Source organism: Methylobacterium sp. (genome assembly GCF_019745455.1).
Taxonomy (GTDB): domain Bacteria; phylum Pseudomonadota; class Alphaproteobacteria; order Rhizobiales; family Beijerinckiaceae; genus Methylobacterium.
The window spans coordinates 96,234-118,855 of the sequence record NZ_JAIETD010000017.1 but is presented as its reverse complement, the minus strand read 5'-3'; the positions used below and the strand labels follow the sequence as shown (position 1 = coordinate 118,855).

The window sequence follows — 22,622 nt, the reverse complement described above, 5'->3', positions numbered from 1 at the left end:
GATCAATCCTGGCACGCAGGTCCAATGTAGGCAGCCCCATCACCCTTGCCAAGTAAATCAGGCGCGCCTGCGGCAAGGGTGCCGGCCTGTGGAGGAGCCGGGCGTTCGACCGCCGATCGACGGGCCGGCGCCGCGGCCAGGGTGACCTCGCCGGAACGCCCCACGACGATCAGGATTCCCGCCAATGTCCGCCGAAGCGGGGTTCGGGCCTGGAGGGCCGGCAGCAGCTCGCCGAGGACGAGACGTTCGAGGCGCTCCAGCCGGATCGCGCCCCCAGCCCCCGCCCGCTCGAGGGCGGCTGCGACGACTCTTATCAGGAGGGCGCGAGGCAGGGCCGCGAGCGCCTGGCCGTCCAGGGTCAAGCCGCGAATGCCTGATCTGACAGTCTCCTGCAGCGTCTCCTGAGCAGCCGCGGCGAGGGCATCGTCGTCGCGGGCGCTGCGCTCCGCCAACCTGCATAGCCGCTCGGCGCTCAATCCGTCGGCGGCGAGGAGGGGCATGACGCGGCGGAGCCGGGCACGGCCGTAGCGATCGTCGTGGTTCGAAGGGTCGCGCAGGTAGTCAAGGCCGTGACGCTCGCAATAGGCGACGAGCTCCGCCTTCGGCACCGAGAGGAAGGGCCGGCCGAGGCGGATGCCCGGCTCCAGCTCGCGCTCGCGCCGCATCCCGGCAAGCCCGGTCGGGCCGCTACCGGCGAGAAGTCGCATCAGAACGGTCTCGGCCTGATCATCGCGGGTGTGACCGGTGAGAACGAGATCGGCGCCGATCGACCGCGCATGGTTGCCCAGCAGTCGGTAGCGGGCCGTCCTCGCCGCCGCGGCGATGCCGGTCGCGGGCTTTGTATCAGCCCAGGTCAGGGTCTCGTGCGACAAACCCAGGGCGGCAGCGCTCGCCGCGACCTTTGCGGCTTCTTCAGCCGATTCCGGTCGCAGGCCGTGATGGACGGTGGCGACGATGAGGCGGGATGTTCCGCCGGCCTGTGCCGCTGCATGCATCAGTGCCGTCGAATCCGGGCCACCGGAGACGGCGAGGACTATCCGGCTGGAAGATCCTTCGAAGAACGGCCACAGCCACCGTCCTAGCGCGTCATCGGACGGCTGGTCGACATCGTGCGCCACGCTCAGGCAGCGCAGCGCGCGCGCTTCTGCTCGCGGGCGACGTTCTGGCGGACGCTGGCGCCGGCCGAAGGAAACTTGCGTTCGAGTTCGGCCAGGGTCGCGCAAGCCTGTTCACGTGCTCCGAGGGCGTTGAGCGAGGCGCCGAGCTTCAGCATTGCCTCTGGCGCCTGCGGCGAGCGCGCGTAATCGGTCGAGACCTTCAGGAACTGCTCCGCCGCCTCCCGGTTGCGGTTGCGCTGCAGGTAGGTCTCGCCGAGCCAGTAGGTAGCGGCCCCGACTTGGCGATCGCGGGGATGCGACTGGATGAACTGGCGCAGGCTCATTTCGGCCTGCTCGTATTGCCGCTGCTGGACGAGGGCGTAGGCGGATTCAAAATCGGCCTCCGCATCTCCAGTTCCGGTGGCAGCCACGCTGCCGCCCGGCCTTGCCACGGCAGCGGTGGACGGAAGGCGGGCCGGCGGAGTCAGGTCGACGGGGCCGCCGAGGCCAGGCGGCGGAAGATTACCGTCCTCTTCGTCTGACTCGACTACGGTCGGCGGCAGGGTGCGGCCGCGCTGCGGCGGCGCCGCGGCCTGGAGCGTCGCGATGGCACCGGAGGTCTCGGCGGACGGTGTGATGGACCCGAGCGGTATCGGTGCCCCCGGCCGGCCGGGGTTCTGCTCTGGATCGAAGGCATCGCTGCGCTTCTGCGGTTTGGCCTGGCCCGGATTCGTCCCCGAGGGAGCGGAGGGCTTGGCGCCGCCCTTCTGCTCGTTCAGGCGGAACTCGACGTCCTCCTGGAACTTGCGGAGCTGCTCCTTGAGCTGCCGGTTCTCGTACTGGAGCGTCTCGATCTGCCCTGCCATCTGGCGGGACTGGTTCTCGATCCGGTTGAGGCGGACGACGAATTCGGCGCCGTCCTGCGCTGCCGCCGGGGCGGTGATTGCGACGCCAAGACAGGCGGTTAGCAGGAATCGACGAAACATGGCTTTCAGCACCGGTGGTCGTGTCGGATCGGCCGGATCGCATCTCGATCCAGCAGCCCGGCCGATATCAGATGCGGGGCGCCGCGGCAAAATTACGGCGTCGCGTCGCTACGAGCCTGCGCCGCGGTCGAGCACAGTCACCGCACGGCGGTTCTGCGACCAGCATGAGATGTCGTTGCAGACGGCGACCGGGCGCTCCTTGCCATAGGACACGGTCCGGATGCGGCCGGCGGCGATGCCGCGCGAGGCGAGATAGTCGTTCACCGCCTGGGCGCGCCGGGCGCCGAGAGAAAAGTTGTACTCGCGGGTGCCGCGCTCGTCGGCATGGCCTTCGATCAGGAAAGTGTAGCGCGGGTAGCGCTGAAGCCACTGCGCCTGCTTGTCGAGCGTCGAGGTCGCGGTCGGTGTCAGGTCGGTGGAGTCGGACTCGAAGAAGACACGATCGCCGACATTGACCACGAAATCCTGCGCGCTGCCCGGAGTGCCCGCACCGCCACCGAAGCCGGAGGCGTCGGCCAGATCCTTGTCGTTGGTGCAGGCAGCCACACTGAGGGCCGCGCACAGGGCCGCCATCATCGGGAACACGCGCAAGCGAGCGATCGTCACCATCATCGTCGTCTCCAGGGACGCGGCCCGAGAGCCAATCCGTCCGATATTTCTGCCGCCACCATCGAACGGCCGCCTCTCGCCGCGTCGCCGCAGGCTCGGTGAGATGGGTCTAAGCCGTTCCGGTTAAGCGAAGGTTCCGTCAACCTTGACGTTGCGTTAGGGCGCCTCGCGACGTGCGCACCCGCACGACGACGCCTTGTCCTGATCCAGAGCGCAGGAATGCGGCGCGCCCGCGGCGCGGGCGGCGTCGTCCTCTCGAAAAGCTTGACGGTACCCTGATCCGTTGAGGACCGATTAACCATTATTTTCCTATCTTGCCGCGGTCTTCACATGAACGGCCGCCCATGGACCGCAAAACAGTCGTACTGCTCGTCGAGGACAACTACGTGCTCCTCGAGATGCTGACCAACCTGTGCGAGCGGGCGGGCCTCAAGGTTTTCGCCGCGTCGAGCGGCGAGGACGCGCTGACGCTCCTTCGCCGAAGCGGCGGCCGGATCGACTGGCTCTTCACCGATATCAACCTGCCCGGCCTCATCGACGGCTGGACCGTGGCAGAGGCTTATCGAGCCTTCAATCCCCGCCGGCCCGTGATCTATGCCTCGGTCTCGCCTCGCCCGGCCCGGGTTTCGGCGACGGGCGGCGTGTTCTTCCGCAAACCCTTCCACGTCGCCGAGATCGTTGAACTCGCCCGGATGATGGCCCGAGCCGAACATGCGGTCCCTCTGCGAGCCGCGAGCTGAAGACGCTGCGATACGGGCTCAGGCTGCTTTGGCCGCCATGAACAGGTCGAGGATCCCGGGCGTTGCGATCCACGCGTCGACCCTGTCGCAGGCGCGCCCCGCCTCATCGGTCTGCGCGTAGAGTTCGAAGCTCGCGGCGATGAAGCCGGTCAGGTCGTAGAGAGCCGGGAAGGCCTTGCCGCGCGGGCGCGCTTTGAACAGGTACGAACCCGACAGGCCGTAGGCCTCGGCGATGGCCGGATAGATCGGCCAGACCACGTCGCGAGCGAGTTCGTCACCGAGGTAGTCCTCGACGGCAACGGGTTCGGGAGACAGGCCGCTCTCGTCGAGGAGGCGGCGGGCAATATCCCCGATCACGAAGGATTTGGGATGGTTGATCCCGTGCATGAAGCTGCTGCGCCGGGCCCACCGGACGATCTCGCCATCGAGCGGAAAGCCGATGCTCCGGGCGTTGGCGAGGAGGTCCTGTACCGCCATGTCCCATGAGGCGAGATATCCGAGGCGGGCGAACACCTCCTCGCGGTAGAGCGTCGTCGTCTGCGCGACGGTCAGCCCAAGCCGATAGGCGCAAAGAGCGATGGCCGAATGATACTGCCCGAGCGGTGAGCGCGCGAGCTTCAGGGCTGAGAGCCGTGCCACCGCCCCTGCATAGACCATGTCCGGGTGGTAGGCCGGAAACACGATGGTGGGGAACGGCCTGAGGCGTTTTTCGATGTCGGCGAGGCCGGGATATCCGCCCGCGATCAAATCCGATGGAAAGAACTGCGAGAAGACGTAGTCGTAGGCGGACAGCGCCTTGGCGAGGCCCAGAAGGTCGCCGTACTCGCGCCGCAGCGTCACCATCGGGATATAGGTGACCGGACTTCCCGGCTTCATCAGACGGATCGCGTGCCCGACCTCGCGGGCCTGGCAATTGCCGATGAGCGCGATCTTCGGACCCGAGCGGCGCGGCTCGGACGCACCGGCCCGGCGCCATGGTGTCGCCCAGGATGGCGCCGACAAGCTGAACGCCTCGAAGGTGCGCCGAGGCAGAGTATACAGAGCCAAGGAACGTGCCGCGTTTCGATTGGGACGAGATCGTCGCCACGAGCTTGGTCGCGGCTAAAGGTCGATGCAAGAAAGGTTCGTCGATGGCGCTAAACCCTTACAGCAATCTACCGGCCGAGCGTTTTTGGCGCAAGGTCGTGACCAACGTACCGCCCTTCGCGGTGGACCCGCGCCCCTTCGGCACCTTTGCCATCGGCCGGAACGACAGGGTGGCGACGGGCGGTTCCTGCTTCGCTCAGCGGGTGGCCGAGGCCCTGCGGGAGGCCGGCTTCAACTACTACATCACCGAGCGGGCTCCCGCCGGCATGGCCACCGATGAGGCGCAGGCCCGGCAGTTCGGCACCTTCTCGGCGCGCTACGGCAACCTTTACTATACCCGCCAGTTCACCCAGCTTTTCGACCGCGCCTTTGGCAGCTTCACCCCTGCCCTCTCCTCGTGGCTGCGCGAGGATGGCCGCTACGTCGATCCGTTCAGGCCCACTGTCGAGCCGGCCGGTTTCGCCACCGAAGCCGACCTCCTGGCTGCCCGGGAGGAGCATTTCGAGCAGGTCCGCGAGCTTTTCCGGACGCTCGACGTCTTCGTCCTCACCCTCGGCCTCACCGAAGGCTGGCGCTACCGCGCCGACGGGTCGGCCTTGCCGCTCGCCCCTGGGATCGCCGGCGGAACCTTTGATCCCGCATTGTACGAATGCGTCAATGCCGGTGCCGCCGAGGTCCGCAGCGACCTTCAGGGCTTCCTCGACCGGCTCTGGAGCGTCAATCCCGCCGCCCGCGTGATCTTCACGGTCTCCCCGGTGCCGATGATCGCCACCTACATGGATCGGCACGTCATGGTCTCGAACAGCTACTCGAAGTCGGTGCTCCGGGTCGCCGCCGGCGAGGTCTGCGATACGGACGATCCGAGGACGGTGTACTTCCCGGCCTATGACCTCGTCACCAGCAATGTGAATGCGGCGCGCTACTACAACGAGGATCTGCGCACCATCAACGACGCCGGGGTGCGTCACGTGATGCGCTCGTTCCTCGCCACCTTCGCGCAGGACCGAGCCGCCCCGGCACAGGCGGTCAACGGGATCGGCGGCGAGTTCGCCCGCACGGTGGGCGTCATCTGCGACGAGGAGGAGATCGAGCGCAGCGTCGCCTGACGTCTCGTAGGGCGCCGCCCTATTGCAGGTGCCGGGCGTAGGTGTCTCCGGCCTTGCGCTTCAGTTCGGCGCCGGCCTCCCGACCGATCCTGGCCGCGTCGGCGACCGATCCGGAGCGCTGCACCGCCCAATGGGCGCTGCCGTCGGGCAGGAACAGCAGGCCGTCGAGGGAGAGCTGGTCTCCCTCGATGCGCGCGAGGGCGGCGATGGGCGTGCGGCACGAGCCGTCGAGCTCGGCCAGAAGCCCACGCTCGGCCGCGAGTTCTGCGGTGGCTCTTTCCGAGACCAGCGGAGCCAGCAGCGCGCGGATGTCGGCGTCGTCCTCGCGCGTTTCGATGCCGAGGGCGCCCTGCGCCACCGCCGGCAGCATCTCGTCGACGGCGAGGACGCTGCGCGCCACATCGACCATTCCGAGGCGCTCCAGCCCGCACAGAGCGAGCAGGGTCGCGTCGCAGGTCCCCTCCTCCAGCTTGCGCATGCGGGTGTTCGCATTCCCTCGCAGGGGAACGATGCCGAGGTCCGGCCGGCGCATGAGCACCTGAGCGGCCCGGCGAAGGGACGAGGTGCCGACGCGCGATCCAGGGGGCAGGTCCGAGAGGCGGTCGACGTCCCGCGCCAGGAAGGCATCGCGAGGATCGTCCCGCTCGAGGATGCAGGCGATGATGAGGCCTTCAGGCAGCCAGGTCTCGACATCCTTCATGGAATGAACGGCGACGTCGACGACGTCGGCATAGAGTGCCTGTTCCAATTCCTTGGTAAACAGACCCTTGCCACCGATCTCGGAGAGCGGCCTATCGAGGATGCGGTCGGCGACGGTGTTGACGACAACGATCTCGGTCTCGAGCCCCGGATTGGCGGCCACGATCTTGTCGCGCACCATCCCGGTCTGGGCCAAGGCCATCGGGCTGCCGCGGGTGCCGATGCGCAGGGGACGCTGGATCATGGGCGGCGCATTCTCCGAGATTTGTTCTCAACACGACGCTGCCGCGACGGCTGGACCTCGGCCTTGGTACGCAACCGGCGCGCGCCTGTCACCGCCTGCCCGTGGAAAGTCGCCGGCCAGGTCATGACGAAGTTCGACGACATTGCCTCGATCACGTTAGCCGAACGTCAGCGATTTCGACCTAACGTTGTCCGGGAGCGGCAAAAGGGGCAATGGCATGCGGCGCGGCGCGGTGCGGGATGACGACGAATTCGACACCACCCGCTCGCATTACCGCGACGAGGACGACGAGAGGCGTTCACCCGCTCGACGGGAGCGTCCGCGCTCGTCGCCTGGGCTATTCGTGCGGATGTATCGCCTCGTCCGGTTCCTCGTGTTCATCTTGCCCCTGAGCGTGTTGCTCATCGGATCGTTCCTGGTCGATTGCCGCAACCGCTCGGGAAGCAGCTTCATGCCGGACGTCTTCAGGATCAGCGCCTGCACACGCGAAGATCTGACCGGGCGTCTCTCTACCTTAGAAGACACCATGCGCACCCTTTCGCGGGCGATCCGCTGAAGCGGCCCTCCGACTGACTTCTCGGCGTCGAAGGTGGGAAAGGCCGGCTCACTGCAACCAAGGTTATCTTAGGATCTATCCATCATCTTCTGGCGCTGGACGGCCATCGGCTTCCGGATCGAGGCGGATATGCACTTCAACATCATCAGGCGAAACGCATCCGAACTACCCGATCCGCTGCAGCGGCGCCTGGCGAACGTATCGTCGAGTTCAGAGATTCACGGCGCTGCGTCCGCCGAAGAGGTCGCCCTTCGCAGCGAAGCCAGGGAACGGCTCAAGGCCGGCTACCAGGACAATCGTCGGGCATCGAGGAGGCCGGGCGCCGATGGGGGAGCCAGGGCACAATCCTCGAAGTCATGGCCGCTCTGGGCCGTCTTCGACATCCTGCTGCTGTTGCTGATCGTGCCGCTCGTCGTTTCGGTCCCGCCGGTTCTCGATTGCAGGCGTGTTCACCAGGACATCGGGTTCTTCGCCGAGAACTCCTTCGAGAAATGCGCAAGGAAAGGCATCTCCGAGCGCTGGGAGATCCTCGACAACCGACTCAAGATGCTTGTGCGCGGCTCGGGCCAGTGAGCCGGTCTCAGAACGCCTTCAGTGACAACTCGGTATGCTCCACCTGCGGCGGGCTCTCGAAGTACGGAGAGACCAGCGCCCGGTAATCCTTCCAGGGCTGCGTGTTCACGAACCCGGTCGTGTGGTCTTCCAGGGTATCCCACTCGATCAGCAGCCGATAGCGGAGCGGCTTCTCCACCGAGCGCCTGACCATGAAGCTGCGGCATCCCTTGGCGTTCTGGAAATAGATGGCGGCCTTGGCGATGGCGCCTTCGAAATCCGCCTCGGTGCCGGGCTTCAGGTCGATCTGCGCGATTTCGAGGATCATTCGTCTGTTCCTGCTCACTCGTTGGCCGGCGTTGAAGACGGCTCTGGCTTACCGAAGTGCGCGCCCGAGCTTCCTTGCAAGGATGCGTTGCGGACTGCGCTCGGGATCGGCCTGGTCGGCGACACGCAGGTATCCCGTCTGCTCAAGCATGTAGCGCCCGCCCATGGCCCCATGCATCACGAGATCGGAGAAGGTCACCCAGGTCTGGCCGGGGGCGAAGGTCACGTCCGCCTGGGGTGCGCTCGTCTGGTACGCCTCGTCCTGCTTGAGGGCGTCGTGCAGGTGCAGCATCAGGTGGTCGTATTCTGAGCGCCGCGCCTTCGTGATGCGCAGGGCCGCGAGGAGGCGCGCGGAGAGCGGCGAGTAGCCCGGCAGCCGCGGCAGGAACCGCTCCGCCATCGATCCGAAATCCTCGCCGACCCGCCAGAGCCGCGGCTGACCTTCCGGGTTGATGTTGCGGAAGATCCTGAGGATCCGCTTCTCGCCGATCGGGTTCGATGGGAAGGCGTCGACATGAAGGCGGGTGTCGTCGCGCCGCCAGCTCAGCTTTCGCTGGTCGACCTCGAACGGGCGATACGAGGTGCCCGCCAGCGTCACCTTGCCGGCATAGGCCGGCAGATGGGTGCGGATGAGGTCTTCCGCGAAGCCGCGATATCGGATGAGGAGCGCGCGCAGGGCCGCCCGCTCCTCCTCGGTTCCGGCTGCGCCCTTCAGGATCGCGGCCTCGCCGCGGATGTTCACGTTCTTGGCCTTGCCGTCGGCGAAGGGACGCTCGACGAAGCGCTGCTCGAACGGGCTCAAGGGGAAATCGAGATCCGGGAAGACCAGCACGGCACCGCCTTCGAGGGCCTCGACGAGGCTCGAAGTCTGGGCCGGGACGCCGCCTTGCGGAACGGACACGATGGGGCTGATCATCGGTATGACACTCCGGGCGGCGACAGGGCCGCGGCGGTGTAGCCGATGCGATGGCCGAAGGCCAAGCGCCTCGAGGCCATGGGCGCGCGCCGCTCGGCGACAGGGAGAGGCTCTTTGCGGTGGATGACGCTTGCCGACGGTTGTCACCAGTGGCGAAGGAGACCACGGTCCTCGGCAACCGCGCTATCATGGGTAGCGTTATGCTTTAACCGCTTGCCGAGCCGACGGGGATCACGCCGATGGCGACGTTGAAGGAATTCGAGGAGGCCCTGCGCGAGCACGGCATGCTGATGGCGCTCGCGCTGCTCGAGCGCCTTCGCGAGCGCGACCGCGCGACGCGGACGATCAAGCCGGCCCGCCGCCTCACCGGCCAGAAGATGACACCTGAGCTCGCCCGCGCGATCCTCGACCTTCACGCCACGACCGGGATGACCCAGCAGGAGATCGCCTTCAAAGTCGGCGTCAACCAGGGCCGGGTCAACGAGGTGATCAAGCGCGGAAAGTGGCTGAACGACGACCCGCATTCCGAGGAGGCGGTGGCCCGCGATCGTGCCAAGGCGAAGATGCGCGGCGATGCCAAGCCCCGGCCCCCGGTGCGGTCGAGTGCGGCGAGGAAACCGCCGGCCGCCGATGCGGCAAAGTCGGACCGGGCCGCGCCCCGGCCCAAGCCTGCGAGTCCTCAAGGGCAGTTGATCTTCGGCGATCTTTAGGCGTTGCAGGGATCGATCAATGCGAACGTCCGATGTGCGCGAGACGATCTCGTGCGCGTCGGGAGGTTTCGCGCGTTTTTGCATGGACCCGAGGCGCCGGCCCACAGGTTTCCCAAATAATATCAAGGGAAAGGGCTGATCATGGATAAGAGGTTCGCGGCCGCGGCTTTCTGTGCCATCGGGGCCGCTGCCCCAACGCCGGCCGAAGCGCAGCGCGCCTCCACCGTCGACATGACATGCCGGCAGGCGCAAGGCACCGTCGCCCGCGCCGGCGGCATCGTGCTCGGGACAGGTGGCGCAACCTATGATCGCTTCGTCCGCGACCGTGGCTTCTGCGAGGTGACCGAGATCACGACGCGCGCCTTCGCTCCGACCCGCGACACTCCGCAATGTTTCATCGGCTATCGTTGCAAGGAGCCGGGCCGCGAGGATCGCTTCGGCAGCGGGTTCTGACGGATCGACGTTGACGGCGGGGAGAGCTCTAGCGGCTCAGCCAAGTTCCAACGAAACACAGAACGGCGGAATAGACGGGATGGCCCTGCTCATCCGTCACCAGCACCGTGAAGCTCTGGCGCTCGCTATCCTTCGGAACTTCGTTAAGCACGATCTCGGGAAGCAGGCGCTTCGCCATATGGGCTGCGGCTCGCGTATCGTCGCACACGGTGCCTTCTTGGTCGCGCTCGATGTGACCGTCATGAACATCGAAGAAGTAGCGAGGCATGACTTGCTCCACGCAGAAAAAGGCGGGAGCACACACGTCTCTCAAGCGCGAAAGCCGAAACGAGTATCGCGACAGGGCGAAGCTAATAGACTTGGCCAGATCGGCAATAACATAGGCGATTTATGCCAATCTCGGTGGCATTTGGCTCAGCTACTCTGTGACCTGCGATGTTGAGGGTCTACTCGATAGTAAAAAAGGCGCCCCGGTTCTTGGCCGGGACGCCCGAACGATCACGCCTTCGCTACGTTCGGCGAAGCCCGCTCATCGCTCACGCGGCTTGCTGGACATGACCCTCAATCACCGGCTTGGACGCAGTCGCGCCAGCGGCGATCTGGATGGTGCGCGGCTTCTTGGCCTCGGGAATCTCGCGGACGAGATCGATGTGCAGGAGACCGTGTTCCAGCGCAGCACCCGTCACCTGAACGTAGTCGGCGAGCTGGAAGCGTCGCTCGAAGCTCCGGGCGGCGATACCCTGGTGAAGCATCTCGGATTTCGGGGCGTTGTCGGCTTTGCGCTCGCCCTTCAGGGTCAGCGCATTCTCCTTGACCTCGATCGAAAGATCGGCCTCGGTGAACCCGGCCACCGCCACGGTGATCCGGTAGGCGTTCTCGCCCGTCCGTTCGATATTGTAGGGGGGATAGCTTGGCACCGCGTCGCTCGCCACGAACTGGTCGAGGGCGGAGAACAGGCGGTCGAAGCCGACAGTGGAACGGTACAGGGGTGCAAGATCAAACTGGCGCATTACACATCCTCCAAGAGAAGCAACATGCATAGTGATGTCCGCCCGAGGGCCGGACCTGCGCACCGCCGTATTGGCCGGTACCACCGATAAGTCGGCATTTGCTTCAGAGCTTGCAAGGGGGCGATGCATCCTTGCCTGCGAATTTTTTCGATCGGTTTACTCATATTCCGGACGTCTCGATGTTGACCCTGACCGATACTCCCGGAAACCCGGTGCCCCCTGGGGGTGTCTTGGTTCCTGTGACGACCGAAGACGGGGTTGCCCTGCGGGCGGCACATTGGCGGCCGACGACCCGGACCGTCAGGGGTACGGTCTGCCTGATCCAGGGCCGGGCCGAGTTCATAGAGAAATACTACGAGACGATCGCGGATCTGCGGGGGCGAGGCTTCGCCGTAGTTACCTTCGATTGGCGCGGCCAGGGGGAATCCGCCCGTGACGTACCAGACGCCCATTGCGGCCATGTCGGCCGCTTCGACGAGTTCCGTCTCGACCTCAAGGCCATCGAAGAGACGATCCTGCGACCGCTGACGCCGCGCCCGCATATCGGCCTCGCCCATTCGATGGGCGGGGCGGTGGCGCTGACTGGCGCGATCGACGGCTGGCTGCCCTTCGAACGCATGGTGATGGTGGCGCCGATGCTGGGCATCAAGATGGTGCGCTGGCCGCGCGCATCGAGCCTCCTCGCGCGTGCACTCCATCGGCTGGGTCTGGGCCGCCGCTACATCATCGGGGGCACCTCCGTTTCGATCGCGACGAAGCCGTTCGAAGGTAACCGCCTCAGCGGCGACCCAATCCGCTACGCCCGGAACGCGCAGGCGGCACGGGCAGTCGAGGCCGGCGCTGTCGGCGATCCCAGCATCGCCTGGGCTGCGGAGGCGTTCCGGGCAATGGCGCGTCTGCGCGACCTGCGTCTTGCCGGGGCGATCAAGATCCCGACTCTCATCATCGGAGCGGGGGCCGATCCCGTCTGCGACACGGCCGCGACCGAGCGCTTCGCCGCCAGGATGCGGGTCGGCGACATCATCGTCCTTCCGGGAGCCCGTCACGAGATACTGTCGGAGAGCGAGGCGATCCGGCAAGATTTCTGGGCAGCCTTCGACGCCTTCGTGCCGGGTACGGTGCCTGCCGAGCTCGGCCAGAAGGCCGTGGCTGCTCCAAGCGTGATCTGAGACGAGGTCCCCGACCTCGACACCCCACGACGGTCACGCTAGACCGGCCGCGCATCGGGCGGGGCCTAAGTCCGGCCAGCACTTCAGGAGACCAGCGATGACCATCGAGGTTGGCCAACACCTGCCGCAGGCGACGTTCCGGGTGAACGGGCCGGACGGTCCCGAAGCCAAGACCACCGACGACCTGTTCAAGGGCCGCCGCGTCGTCCTTGTCGGCGTGCCCGGCGCTTTCACGCCGAGCTGCCACCGCAACCACCTGCCGGGCTTCGTCGCCAAGCTCGACGAGATCAAGTCGCGCGGTATCGACGCGATCGCCGTCACATCCGTGAACGACGTGTTCGTTCTCGACGCCTGGCAGAAGGCGAGCGGTGCCGAGGGCATCGAGTTCCTGGCCGACGGCAATGCTGAATTCGCTCGCGCCACTGGCCTCGACATGGATGGCGCCGGCTTCGGTCTCGGCCCGCGCTCCAAGCGCTACTCGATGCTGGTCGATGACGGCGTCGTCCGCATCCTCAACCTCGAAGAGGTCCCGGTGAAGACAGAGATCTCGGGCGCCGAGGCGCTGCTCAAGGTGATCTGAGCGGGCTTCAGCCCCTCAGGATCTCCAAGGCGATCTTGTGCAGGCGGGCATCGCCCGCCGCGACGATGCGGCCGCCCTGGTTTGCCGGGCCGCCGTCCCAGTCCGTGACGACGCCTCCCGCCCCCTCGATGATCGGGATGAGCGCGACGATGTCGTAGGGCTTGAGCCCTGACTCGACCACGAGGTCGATCTGGCCGGACGCCAGCATGCAATAGGCGTAGCAATCGGTTCCGTAGCGCGAGAGTCGGACGCGGGCCTCGAGGGCCGTAAAGCCGTCGCGCTCGCGTCCTTCCGCGAAGAGGCGGGGGTCGGTGGTAGCGAGAACCGCCTCCGACAGGGTGCCGAGGCGCCGCGTGCACAGGGCGCGCTCGCCGCGAGGCCCCTTCAGCCGGGCATTGCGACCATCGCCCGAGAAACACTCGCCGATATAGGGCTGGTGCATGAGGCCGCGTACCGGGGTTCCCGCACGGGTGAGGCCGATCAGCGTCCCCCAGGTCGGAAGACCGGCGACGAAGGCGCGCGTGCCGTCGATCGGGTCGAGCACCCAGACATATTCGGCGTCGAGACGCTCGTCTCCGAATTCCTCGCCCAGAATGCCGTGGGTCGGGAAAGTTCTGCGGATCAGGTTGCGAAGGGCAAGTTCCGCCGCCCGATCGGCCTCCGTGACCGGATCGAACGGCGCCGTGCCGCGAGTCTTGTCGTCCATGCCGAAGGCTGCGCGGAAGAAGGGGAGGATGGCCTGGCCCGATTGTGCGGCCAGATCCTCCATGAACCGCGCGAGATCCACCACAGCCATCGCATCGCCCTTGACCCATCCTGCTGCAAGGCAAGCCGCGACCGGGAGCGACCGTCAAGGATTATTCGCGGGAGCCTCACACAGTCGCGGCAGCTGGCTCCTCGATGGTGCGGCCGACGAGGAGGTCCACCGGCGAGATCCCCGGCGCGGGTTCTTCCCGCGTAAGGATGTCGGGACCTGGGGAAGCCGTAGCTGCGGCAGCTACCGCGTCGAGGGAGGAACGGAACGAGACGAGGTCGTCGTCGGCCCCGACGGATCTGCGTGTCGCCTCGTCCTCAAGGGGCGTATCCTCGGCTTGCCAGAGGCCTACCCCGACACGCGCATCCGGAATCTTACGCTTGAGTCGCGTGACCAGCCGCCGCAGATGCGTCGGCTCGCCGTTGATGGCCAGCGACACGACGCAGATCATCCTCGCCGGGCCCGGATCGAATTCGTCGATCTTCGCGCGAGACACCTCGGAGAACGGCACGATCCGCGTTCCGAAGCCGCGTTTCGCCAGGAGTTGGGAGAGGATGGCGCAGGCCGCTTCGTCGACGAAGCTGCGGCCGGCAACACACAGGACGGCGCCGGGCTGACGCCAGGCCGGTGGCACCGGCGCCGGATCGGCGCTCGCGTCGGCGACGACCTCCCGGTCGGCCATCTCCTCCACAAGGCCGGCGATCGACGCCCGGATATCCGTCTTCTGCTCGGCGGCGAGAACCCCCCTGGTGGCGTCTCGCGCGGCGAGCTCGAGACCCTTGAGGACGACGTCGTCGTAGTAGCTGAGGAGGGAGCATTTCTGCAGGAGCAACTCGGCATGCTCCTGTGCTTCCTCAGGGTCGTCGGCGAGGATGCGCTGATAGAAGTTCTCGACTGGCGTCAGCGCCGGCCTGTCGCCGAACAGCACTTCGAGGAATTCGAGCTTGTCGACATGCCGCCCGAGGACGACGAGGCAGACCGTGAGCGGCGTGGACAGGATGAGACCCACCGGTCCCCAGAGCCAGGTCCAGAACAGGGCCGAGACGAGCACCGCGAAGGGCGACATGCCCGTCGACTGCCCATACAGCATCGGCTCGATGAAATGGCCGACCAGCGGTTCGAGGACGAGGAACAGGATCAGGGTGGCGATGACCATGGACCAGCCAGGATCCACCGCCGCTGCGAGGGCGACCGGGAACAGGGCCGAGACGACGGCGCCGATATAAGGCACGAACCGCATCAGCGCCGAGAAGATCCCCCACAGGACCGGGTTCGGCACCCCGATGAAGTAGAGACCCACCCCGACGACCACACCGAACGAGACGTTGAGCCCGAGCTGGACGAGAAAGTACCGGCTCAGGCGTCTTGCCGCATCGTCCATCGCCAGGGTGGTCCGGTGGAGGTCGCTCGACCCCGCCAGGCGGATCATGCGGTCGCGAAGATCTTCTCGCTGCATCAACAGGAACAGCAGCACGATGAAGATGATGCCGATCGTCGCCAGCGGGTGGAGGATCGGCGAGAGCAGCGTGTTGGCAAGCTCGATCGGGGTCGGCGAATGTTCACGCACCTCGACGAGAACCGGCTTCTCTGCAGGCTTCTCGGGGGCATTCTGCGTCGTCGGCGCCGTCGCTGGCGCTTCCTCCTTCGACTTGTCGCCCTCCCGCATCGAGCGGCCGATATTCGCGACGTAGTCGGTCATTCTCCCGGCCGGACTGTCGCGCAGGCCTTCGATCTTGCGCTCGATCGTGTTGCGGTAGCGGGGCACGTCGCCGGCGAGGTCGGCAAGTTGGACTCCGATCAGCGTCGCCAAGGCCGCGGCGATGCCGAGGGTGAGCAGGACCGAGGACGCCACGGCGAAAAAGCGTCCGAGCCGGAGCTTTCGCAATAGGTTGACCAGGGGGCCGAGCACGAAGGACAGCAGGATCGCGATCGCGATCGGGATCAGGACCTCCCGCCCGAGGTAAAGCCCGGTGACCAGGATCGCCGTGACGATGATCGGCGAGACGAACATGGCCGGCGGCGTCTCCGCTGCCGTGACGCGGGTACCCCTCAGGGGTGCGAGGGGCGGCTTCGCGTTCGTTCTGGTGACCATGCCGGCTTCGTCGACCTCGCGGGCGGACCGCCCGGGTTGAGGAACGGAGATCAGCCTGAAATGATCCAAAACGAGCGCACGATTTCTGACGGAAACGTGATTGGCCTCGCCGGACTCGTCAGGGATCGGTAAATGGGGCCAACCTGTAGCCGGCATTTTCGAGTGCGGCGCGCACCGTTCGGGCCGTCGCGACGGCGCCCGGATTGTCGCCGTGGATGCAGATCGTGTCGATCTGCACTGGGATCAGGCAGCTGCCGACGGTTTCTATGGCGCCCACCTGCACCATCCTCAGGACACGGCTTGCCACCATTTCGGCATCGTGGATGACGGATCCCGGTGCATCCCGGCCTGCCAGATGACCATCCTCCGCATAGGCGCGATCGGCGTAGATCTCACGCACGACCCGGAGGCCTTCGCGCGACGCTGCCCGCTCGGCGCATAGGCCAGGCATCGCCACGACCGCGAGGGTCCGGTCGACGGCGCGCACCGCCCGCGCGATGGCCGCCGCCACGTCGTCTTCGCGGTTCGACAGGTTCGCGAGGGCGCCATGTACCTTGACATGGCCGACCCGGTGGCCGGCCATGGCGGCGCAGGCCTGGAACGCGCCGATCTGGTAGGCGATGTCCGCCTCGATCTGCGCGGTGCTCATACGCATCGGCCTGCGGCCGAAGCCGCGACGATCCTCGAAACCCGGATGTGCGCCGATGGCGACGCCCCGTGCCTTCGCCGCCGCGGCGGTCGCGACCATGATCCCGGGGTCGCCGGCATGGAAGCCGCAGGCGACGTTCGCCGATGTCACCATGTCGAGGAGGACTGCGTCGTCGCCGATCGCGTAGGGGCCGAAACCCTCGCCGAGGTCGGCGTTGAGATCGATGACATTCATGCCGAGTTCGTCTCTGCGCTTTGGGTAAAAAGTCGAAAGGACGGGTCGGGCTTCCGAAGCTCGGCGGCTCCATCCGGTTACCCATCGCTGCCATCACTTGTCGCCCAACCCGAATGCGATGAGAAGCCGATGCGGTGTCGGGGCGCGCCAAACGATGCTTGCCGATGGGGCGCGGGGGCGAAATCACTTCAATAAATTTTGCGCCGCCACGAAGCGTCCCGAGATATTGCAATTACGCCGATCGGCTTAGGCCCAATAAAAACGTCCGAACTAGATCCCTTACAGACCGTACTTAACCTGCATTACTAATCTTCGGCAAATGCTCTCAATTTAAGCATACCTTGCAACCGTAGGAGGTTAAAAACCACGCGAGATTGGTAAATCGTTAATCCGTTTATTGAGATAAGTCAGCGGTCGCACAAGCTGGAAATGGGGTTGCCGTGACGAGATTGATCAACGCCGCCGGGGCGTCAGGTCCTTCGATGACCACATCTCCCCCAGGGAAGGCGAACGGATTGGGCCTTGCCGAAGAGATTGCCGAGATCCGCCGCATTTCCTCCGACAAGAGCCGCCGGATTCAGGGCATCACCGGCCAGGTCAAGATCCTGGCGCTCAACGCGTTGATCGAGGCGGCGCGTGCCGGTGAGATGGGTCGCGGCTTCTCTGTGGTGGCGCAGGAGGTGCGGTCGATCGGGTCGGAGGTGGAGGCGATCGCGAAAGCCCTCGACGCCGAGCTATCGGGCCGGATAGCAAGCCTGCAGGACCGTTTCCGGACCATGTCTGAGGCGACCGAGAACGACCGCCTCATGGACCTCGCTCTCAATGCTGTCGAACTGATAGATCGTAACCTCTATGAGCGGACCTGCGACGTGCGCTGGTGGGCCACCGACACGGCGATCGTGGATTGCGCGGCCGGGCCAACCCGTGAGAATGCCGCCTATGCCGGCGAACGCCTGAAGGTGATCCTCGGAGCCTACACGGTCTATCTCGACCTTTGGCTTTGCGATCTCGACGGTCGTGTTCTCGCCCATGGGCGGCCCGACCGCTATCCTGGCGTTATCGGCCGCAACGTTTCCACCGAAGCGTGGTTCCAGGAGGCCGCCGCTCTGCACAACGGAGACGGCTACGTCGCCGCCGACGTGGCGCGTCAGGACCTCCTCGGTGGCGCCCAGGTCGCGACCTACTGCGCTAGCATCCGCGCCGGCGGCAGCGCGAGCGGCCACCCCCTTGGGGTCCTCGCAATCCATTTCGATTGGGAATCGCAGGCGCGCGCCATCGTGGAGGGAGTGAGGGTCTCGACCGAAGATCGGCCGCGGACCCGCGTACTTCTCGCCGATGCGCAGGGCCGTGTACTTGCCGCCTCCGACGGCCAGGGGGTGCTAGCGGAAACGGTGAACCTTCCATCCGCCGGACAGGCGAGCGGGGCCCAACGCGACCCGAGGACCGGCATCGTTACCGCCTTCCACCGCACCCCCGGCTACGAGACCTATGCGGGGCTGGGCTGGTACGGCGTCATCGTGCAGAAGCCAGCCGGCTGAGACGCCCTACGGGCGACCTCCTCGGTCCACCAACCCATGTTCCGTATCGTGCAAGGTCAGCCTGGAGCCGATCCAAGGCGCAGCATGAGGTTCGGTCGCATCGGCGGCACGATCCTCTGCCGTGGATGGATATCTAGTCTGCCTCGAGGATCGGATGAACGCTGGCTCGTTGCTCCTACCATTGTGCGCCCGGCGCGCAGGAGCCTTCTCCCCCCTCCGCCGCGTAGGCGTTGATGATCGCCGCAAGCAGTCCTGGAAAGCGTGCCTCCACCTCAGACCACCGCGAATGGTTCCGCATCTCGACGCCGTGACGCTCGCTGCGGATCAAGCCAGCCTCGCGGAGCACCTTGAAGTGATTGGATAACGATGATTTCGGGATGACCCGATCGCCCAATGCGGAGACCGCCGAGCAGGCCTGGACGCAGCCGGCGCGCATGATGTTCGCGAAGATCGCCGCGCGGTTCGGATCCGAGAGCGCATGCAAGATCGCTTCGGGCTGGACGTCCTCGATGGCGGGGTGAAACAGAGGCCTCATGATTTCTTCATATGGGGACTTGAACTGAGTTCCCATAGTTCCGAAGTTCCGAACTATGGGAACGGGCGATCATCTCGGCACCGGCCCACATCGGAGACTAGCACACATGTCGAAGCTTCAGGGCAAGGTCGCCGTCGTGACCGGCGCATCCAAGGGCATCGGGGCGGGCATCGCCAAGGCCCTGGCGAAGTACGGCGCCGCGGTCGTGGTCAACTATTCATCGAGCAAGGCCGGCGCAGACGCCGTCGTCGAAGCGATTACCTCATCGGGAGGAAGGGCCATCGCCGTCCAGGCGGACGTCACCAAGGCAGCGGAGGCGCAAGGATTGATGGCTGCGGCGGTTGAACAGTTCGGCCGCCTCGACGTGCTGGTCAACAATTCCGGCATCTACGAATTTGCATCGATCGAAGAGGTTACCGAGGAGCATTACCGCCGGCTCTTCGACGTCAACGTCCTGGGCGTCCTGCTGGCGACGCAGGCGGCAGCGAGGCATCTCGGGGAAGGCGGCAGCATCGTCAACATCTCTTCGGCCATCACCCATGTGCATACGCCGACCGCGGCAGTCTATGCCGGGACCAAGGGTGCATTGAATGCCATCTCGGGTGTGCTCGCCAACGAGCTTGCTCCGCGCAAAATCCGGGTCAACGTGGTCAGTCCCGGCTTGGTGATCACCGAGGGCACGCATACGGCCGGCGTCGTCGGGTCCGAGATGGAGGCGGGCATCATCGCACAGACCCCACTTGGACGTGCCGGCCAACCCGAGGACATCGCGGGAGTCGTTGCGTTCCTAGCCTCCGACGATGCCCGCTGGCTGACCGGCGAGGACATCACCGCCAGCGGGGGCATTCGCTGACACGCAGCGCCGATCCTACGCGTGCTCCCCTTTGAGGAGCGCACGTTGGAATTGGGAAGAGGGGATGAGAGGCCGCGCGCTGCCTGCGGATTGGCTCCTCCTCCCGTCTTGTACCCAAAATCGGCTCGGCAAATGCCAGCCTCGACGGGCGCAACGAAGAGTCTGGCTCGTCGTCACACCACGACCGGCATCGCTTCGAGGTCGCCGATGCCGAACACCCGCTTGTAGCGGGCGACTTCCGATTCCGGCCCGATCGCCTTAGAGGGGTTGTCCGAGATCTTCACCGTCGGCCGGCCATTGGCCGAGATCACCTTGCAGACGATGGAGATCGGATCGAGCCTTCCCTCCGGCACGAGTCCGCGGAAATCGTTGGTGAGCAGAGTGCCCCAGCCGTAGCCGATGCGCATGCGGCCGTGGAAGCGCGCGTGGATCGCCTCGATGGTGTCGATGTCAAGACCGTCCGAGAAGATCGCCAGCTTCTCGCGCGGATCGGAGCCGCGTGACGTCCACCAGCGGATCACTTCCTCGCCGCCCTCGATCGGCTCCTTCGAATCGATGCGGATGCCGGTCCAGGCATCGATCCAGTCCGGGGCATGGCTCAGAAAGCCGGTGGTGCCGTAGGTGTCGGGCAGCATGACCAGGAGGTTGCCGGCATAATCCTGCTGCCAATCCTTGAGGACGGCATAGGGCGCTTCGGCGAGCGCGGCGTCGTCCTCGGCGAGCGCGGCGTAGACCATCGGCAATTCGTGCGCATTGGTGCCTACAGCCTCGACCTCGCGCCGCAGGGCGATCAGGCAGTTCGAGGTGCCGAGGAAGGCCTCGCCCAGCCCTTCGCGCATCGCCTCGACGCACCAATCCTGCCACAGGAAGCCGTGCCGCCGCCGCGTGCCGAAATCCGCGATGGAGAGGCCGGGCAGGCGCTTCAGCCGCTCGATCTTCTCCCAGACCCGGGTCATGGCGCGGGCATAGAGGATCTGCAGGTCGAACTTGCCGAGGTGGCGCAGCACGCCACGCGAGCGCAGCTCGTTCAGGATCGCCAGCGCCGGCACCTCCCACATCGTGGTCTCGATCCAGGATCCGTGGAAGGTGAGCACGTACTGCCCGTCGCGCGCCTCGAGCTCGTATTCGGGCAGCCGGAAGCCCTCGAACCATTCCATGAAATCGGCCGAGAACATCTGGCGGCGGCCGTAGAAGGTGTTGCCGCGCAACCAGGTCGACTCGCCACGGCTCAAGCGCAGCGAGCGGGCATGGTCGAGCTGCTCGCGCAACTCGCCGAGATCGACGAACTCGGCGAGGCGGATCTGGCGGCTGCGGTTCTGGATGCCGAAGGTGACGGCGGTGCCGCGATGGCGGCGAAAAATCGTCTGCGCCATCAGGAGCTTGTAGAAATCGGTGTCGAGCAGCGAGCGGACGATCGGATCGATCGAGAAGTTGTGGTCATGGACCCGTGTCGCGAGATCGACCATGGCGTTCGACATCATCCCCGCGGAACCTCGAGCGCCCGCCGGCGGCAGAGGCGCATGGGTCCGGCGGCCGAGTCAACGGGGCGATGCGAGCGACGCGCACCGCCCCGGATCGATGCCTCAGGCGAGGTTGACCTTCTTGGTCTCGGTCTTTGGCGACTCGCCCGTCACCGCGGCTTTCACGTAGCCGTAGAGGTGCAGCATCGTGGCGTTCGGGCTGTCCCAGTACTCGCCCTTCTCGGGATGGACGCGGATCAGCGCCACCTCCGGATCGTCTTTGCCGTTGGGGAACCAGGTCTTGAGGGCCTCGGACCACTTGTCGTTGATGATCGATTGGTCGGTGACGATCTCGGCCTTGCCCGCCACCGAGACGTAGGTCTGGCTCGACGGATCCGAGTAGGCGAGATTCACTTGATTGTCCCGGCTGATCTCGGCGGTCTTCGGGCTGTGGAGCTTCGTGAAGAACCACAGGTCCCCTGCCCCATCGGTGTCCTGGCTCCACATCGGCCGGCTGTAGAGCTTTCCGTCGGCATCGGCCGTGGTCATCATCGCGACCTTGATGTCCTTGATGAGGTCGAACAGTTTCGCCGCGCCCTCGTGGTCGCGGTGGTTGTGGTCCTGCATGGTCGATGCTCCGTCGATCGGTCTGTGTCCGAGGATTAGGATGGGCTGAGCGCCGGATCAGGCGGCTGGGCCAGCCTCGGATGTCGCCTCGACAACGGGCGGGCTCACGGATGGTTTCGACGCGCGGTCCCTCACCCACCGATCTCCGCGAGGAGCCGGGGCACCTCCGCGGCGATCTCTCTAGCGAGGAAGCCGAGAGGACCGACCGAGCGCGCCAGCCGGGCACCAGCCTCGCCATGAAGGAAGACGCTCCAGATCGCCGCCCTCACCGGGCCGGCGCCGCGAGCGAGAAGGCCTGCGATCAGCCCGGCGAGAACGTCCCCCGAGCCCGAGGTCGCGAGGCCGACGCCGCCCCCGGCATAGTGCCAGCGCTCGCCCTCGGGGTTCACGATCCAGGTCTCGGCCCCCTTCATCACGACGACTGCCTGGAGCAGGCCGGCGGCTTCCAGGGCCGCGCCGGCCGGATCGGTCTCGACCGCGTCCCGGTCGATGTCGAGGAGCCCGGCCATCTCTCCGGCATGCGGCGTGAGGATGCAGTGGCCTGAACGGGAGCGCATGGCGTCGGCATTCTCGCGCAGGCCTCCGAGCGCCCCCGCATCGAGCACGAGGGAAGAGGCATGGCGCGCCAAAAGGTCCAGCGTCAGCGCTCTCGTCCCCCCGCTGGACCCCATGCCAGTGCCGATCAGGATCGCATCGCATTTCTTCGCCAGGCCTGAGACCTGGACCTCGGCGCGGCCGGCATCGATCTCGCCACCCTCGTCCTCGGGGAGTCCGACGACCCTCGCCTCGGGCATCGCCACGGCCATCGCCACCGCTACGCTCGCCGCGGTGGCGATCCTCAACCGACCGGCGCCCGCCCGAAGGGCCGCGGTGCCCGCGAGGAGCGCCGCGCCGGGAAGCTCGATCGAGCCCCCGACGACCAGGAGAGTGCCGCGCTCTTCCTTGCTCCCGGCCTCTGGCAAGGGCAGCGGCAGCTCCCGTAATCGGTCCGCTGTGAGCTCGATAGGAGCCATCGCTTCGCCTTTGAGGCCGCATCGGAT

The 22,622-nt window shown here is 66.1% G+C and carries 26 protein-coding genes; 10 read left to right on the top strand and 16 right to left on the bottom strand.

The features are described 5' to 3' along the window. Positions 1-2 precede the first annotated feature (2 nt). From tilS to pal, 3 genes are all read right to left on the bottom strand, one after another. Positions 3-1,118: a tRNA lysidine(34) synthetase TilS gene (tilS, locus tag K2Y56_RS02755; protein ID WP_366848128.1), complete on the bottom strand. Its 1,116-nt coding sequence runs from the start codon at positions 1,116-1,118 to the stop codon at positions 3-5. A gap of 2 nt (positions 1,119-1,120) precedes the next feature. Then, positions 1,121-2,083 (bottom strand): tol-pal system protein YbgF, encoded by a 963-nt coding sequence (ybgF, locus tag K2Y56_RS02750; protein WP_292504693.1) that lies wholly within the window; start codon positions 2,081-2,083, stop codon positions 1,121-1,123. Between the two features lie 108 nt (positions 2,084-2,191). Further along, positions 2,192-2,692, bottom strand: a complete 501-nt coding sequence (gene pal, locus K2Y56_RS02745) for a peptidoglycan-associated lipoprotein Pal (RefSeq protein ID WP_292504736.1) — start codon at positions 2,690-2,692, stop codon at positions 2,192-2,194. A 344-nt stretch (positions 2,693-3,036) separates the two neighbouring features. Between pal and K2Y56_RS02740 the strand changes: the two genes are divergently transcribed. Then, entirely contained in the window at positions 3,037-3,432 is a 396-nt protein-coding gene (locus K2Y56_RS02740; RefSeq protein WP_292504690.1) for a response regulator, read from the top strand. An 18-nt stretch (positions 3,433-3,450) separates the two neighbouring features. On the opposite strand, the gene K2Y56_RS02735 is transcribed toward K2Y56_RS02740, so the two are convergent. Further along, positions 3,451-4,479 (bottom strand): WcbI family polysaccharide biosynthesis putative acetyltransferase, encoded by a 1,029-nt coding sequence (locus K2Y56_RS02735; RefSeq protein ID WP_292504683.1) that lies wholly within the window; start codon positions 4,477-4,479, stop codon positions 3,451-3,453. Positions 4,480-4,562: 83 nt separating this feature from the next. Between K2Y56_RS02735 and K2Y56_RS02730 the strand changes: the two genes are divergently transcribed. Further along, positions 4,563-5,624 carry a GSCFA domain-containing protein gene (locus K2Y56_RS02730; RefSeq protein ID WP_292504680.1) on the top strand — a complete coding sequence of 354 codons (1,062 nt, stop codon included), beginning with the start codon at positions 4,563-4,565 and terminating at the stop codon, positions 5,622-5,624. Between the two features lie 19 nt (positions 5,625-5,643). Here K2Y56_RS02730 and hemC read toward each other — a convergent pair whose 3' ends face one another. Further along, the gene (gene hemC / locus K2Y56_RS02725) at positions 5,644-6,567 is read right to left on the bottom strand and encodes a hydroxymethylbilane synthase (protein WP_292504678.1); all 924 of its coding nucleotides are present in this window, start codon (positions 6,565-6,567) and stop codon (positions 5,644-5,646) included. Between the two features lie 217 nt (positions 6,568-6,784). Between hemC and K2Y56_RS02720 the strand changes: the two genes are divergently transcribed. Then, entirely contained in the window at positions 6,785-7,123 is a 339-nt protein-coding gene (locus tag K2Y56_RS02720; RefSeq protein ID WP_292504675.1) for a hypothetical protein, read from the top strand. Between the two features lie 129 nt (positions 7,124-7,252). Then, positions 7,253-7,696 carry a hypothetical protein gene (locus K2Y56_RS02715; RefSeq protein WP_292504672.1) on the top strand — a complete coding sequence of 148 codons (444 nt, stop codon included), beginning with the start codon at positions 7,253-7,255 and terminating at the stop codon, positions 7,694-7,696. Between the two features lie 7 nt (positions 7,697-7,703). On the opposite strand, the gene K2Y56_RS02710 is transcribed toward K2Y56_RS02715, so the two are convergent. Together K2Y56_RS02710 and K2Y56_RS02705 are read right to left on the bottom strand one after the other, a co-directional pair. Beyond that, positions 7,704-8,003, bottom strand: coding sequence for an antibiotic biosynthesis monooxygenase family protein (locus K2Y56_RS02710; RefSeq protein WP_292504669.1), 300 nt, complete (start codon positions 8,001-8,003; stop codon positions 7,704-7,706). Between the two features lie 48 nt (positions 8,004-8,051). Beyond that, positions 8,052-8,918: a Kdo hydroxylase family protein gene (locus K2Y56_RS02705; protein WP_292504667.1), complete on the bottom strand. Its 867-nt coding sequence runs from the start codon at positions 8,916-8,918 to the stop codon at positions 8,052-8,054. 239 nt (positions 8,919-9,157) lie between these two features. Between K2Y56_RS02705 and K2Y56_RS02700 the strand changes: the two genes are divergently transcribed. Together K2Y56_RS02700 and K2Y56_RS02695 are read left to right on the top strand one after the other, a co-directional pair. Continuing rightward, on the top strand, positions 9,158-9,628 hold the full coding sequence (locus tag K2Y56_RS02700) for an RNA polymerase subunit sigma-70 (RefSeq protein ID WP_292504664.1): 471 nt from the start codon (positions 9,158-9,160) through the stop codon (positions 9,626-9,628). A gap of 141 nt (positions 9,629-9,769) precedes the next feature. After that, positions 9,770-10,081: a hypothetical protein gene (locus tag K2Y56_RS02695; protein WP_292504662.1), complete on the top strand. Its 312-nt coding sequence runs from the start codon at positions 9,770-9,772 to the stop codon at positions 10,079-10,081. A gap of 28 nt (positions 10,082-10,109) precedes the next feature. Here K2Y56_RS02695 and K2Y56_RS02690 read toward each other — a convergent pair whose 3' ends face one another. Next, the gene (locus tag K2Y56_RS02690; RefSeq protein WP_292504659.1) at positions 10,110-10,349 is read right to left on the bottom strand and encodes a hypothetical protein; all 240 of its coding nucleotides are present in this window, start codon (positions 10,347-10,349) and stop codon (positions 10,110-10,112) included. Between the two features lie 268 nt (positions 10,350-10,617). Next, the gene (locus K2Y56_RS02685) at positions 10,618-11,091 is read right to left on the bottom strand and encodes an Hsp20 family protein (RefSeq protein WP_292504656.1); all 474 of its coding nucleotides are present in this window, start codon (positions 11,089-11,091) and stop codon (positions 10,618-10,620) included. A 179-nt stretch (positions 11,092-11,270) separates the two neighbouring features. On the opposite strand from K2Y56_RS02685, the gene K2Y56_RS02680 reads away from it, so the two are divergent. Both K2Y56_RS02680 and K2Y56_RS02675 read left to right on the top strand, forming a co-directional pair. Continuing rightward, positions 11,271-12,260: an alpha/beta hydrolase gene (locus K2Y56_RS02680; protein WP_292504652.1), complete on the top strand. Its 990-nt coding sequence runs from the start codon at positions 11,271-11,273 to the stop codon at positions 12,258-12,260. A 97-nt stretch (positions 12,261-12,357) separates the two neighbouring features. Then, the gene (locus K2Y56_RS02675; RefSeq protein WP_292504649.1) at positions 12,358-12,840 is read left to right on the top strand and encodes a peroxiredoxin; all 483 of its coding nucleotides are present in this window, start codon (positions 12,358-12,360) and stop codon (positions 12,838-12,840) included. Positions 12,841-12,847: 7 nt separating this feature from the next. On the opposite strand, the gene hisN is transcribed toward K2Y56_RS02675, so the two are convergent. The 3 genes from hisN to K2Y56_RS02660 all read right to left on the bottom strand — a co-directional run bounded on the left by hisN (position 12,848) and on the right by K2Y56_RS02660 (position 16,569). Then, positions 12,848-13,636 (bottom strand): histidinol-phosphatase, encoded by a 789-nt coding sequence (gene hisN, locus K2Y56_RS02670; RefSeq protein ID WP_292504646.1) that lies wholly within the window; start codon positions 13,634-13,636, stop codon positions 12,848-12,850. A gap of 76 nt (positions 13,637-13,712) precedes the next feature. Further along, entirely contained in the window at positions 13,713-15,686 is a 1,974-nt protein-coding gene (locus tag K2Y56_RS02665; RefSeq protein WP_292504644.1) for an AI-2E family transporter, read from the bottom strand. A 118-nt stretch (positions 15,687-15,804) separates the two neighbouring features. Continuing rightward, a complete protein-coding gene (locus tag K2Y56_RS02660) occupies positions 15,805-16,569 on the bottom strand; it encodes a 5-oxoprolinase subunit PxpA (RefSeq protein ID WP_292504641.1) in 765 nt (254 codons plus the stop codon). A 482-nt stretch (positions 16,570-17,051) separates the two neighbouring features. On the opposite strand from K2Y56_RS02660, the gene K2Y56_RS02655 reads away from it, so the two are divergent. Next, positions 17,052-18,107, top strand: a complete 1,056-nt coding sequence (locus K2Y56_RS02655; protein WP_292504639.1) for a methyl-accepting chemotaxis protein — start codon at positions 17,052-17,054, stop codon at positions 18,105-18,107. 175 nt (positions 18,108-18,282) lie between these two features. Here K2Y56_RS02655 and K2Y56_RS02650 read toward each other — a convergent pair whose 3' ends face one another. Beyond that, positions 18,283-18,642 carry a helix-turn-helix domain-containing protein gene (locus K2Y56_RS02650; RefSeq protein WP_292504636.1) on the bottom strand — a complete coding sequence of 120 codons (360 nt, stop codon included), beginning with the start codon at positions 18,640-18,642 and terminating at the stop codon, positions 18,283-18,285. Positions 18,643-18,748: 106 nt separating this feature from the next. On the opposite strand from K2Y56_RS02650, the gene K2Y56_RS02645 reads away from it, so the two are divergent. Then, positions 18,749-19,495: a glucose 1-dehydrogenase gene (locus tag K2Y56_RS02645; RefSeq protein ID WP_292504634.1), complete on the top strand. Its 747-nt coding sequence runs from the start codon at positions 18,749-18,751 to the stop codon at positions 19,493-19,495. 173 nt (positions 19,496-19,668) lie between these two features. On the opposite strand, the gene K2Y56_RS02640 is transcribed toward K2Y56_RS02645, so the two are convergent. The 3 genes from K2Y56_RS02640 to K2Y56_RS02630 form a co-directional block, all read right to left on the bottom strand. After that, positions 19,669-20,961, bottom strand: a complete 1,293-nt coding sequence (locus K2Y56_RS02640) for a nicotinate phosphoribosyltransferase (RefSeq protein WP_292504733.1) — start codon at positions 20,959-20,961, stop codon at positions 19,669-19,671. Positions 20,962-21,078: 117 nt separating this feature from the next. Then, positions 21,079-21,582 (bottom strand): pyridoxamine 5'-phosphate oxidase family protein, encoded by a 504-nt coding sequence (locus K2Y56_RS02635; RefSeq protein ID WP_292504631.1) that lies wholly within the window; start codon positions 21,580-21,582, stop codon positions 21,079-21,081. 131 nt (positions 21,583-21,713) lie between these two features. Then, complete coding sequence (locus tag K2Y56_RS02630; protein WP_292504628.1) at positions 21,714-22,595, bottom strand: NAD(P)H-hydrate dehydratase; 882 nt, start codon at positions 22,593-22,595, stop codon at positions 21,714-21,716. Positions 22,596-22,622: the final 27 nt, after the last annotated feature.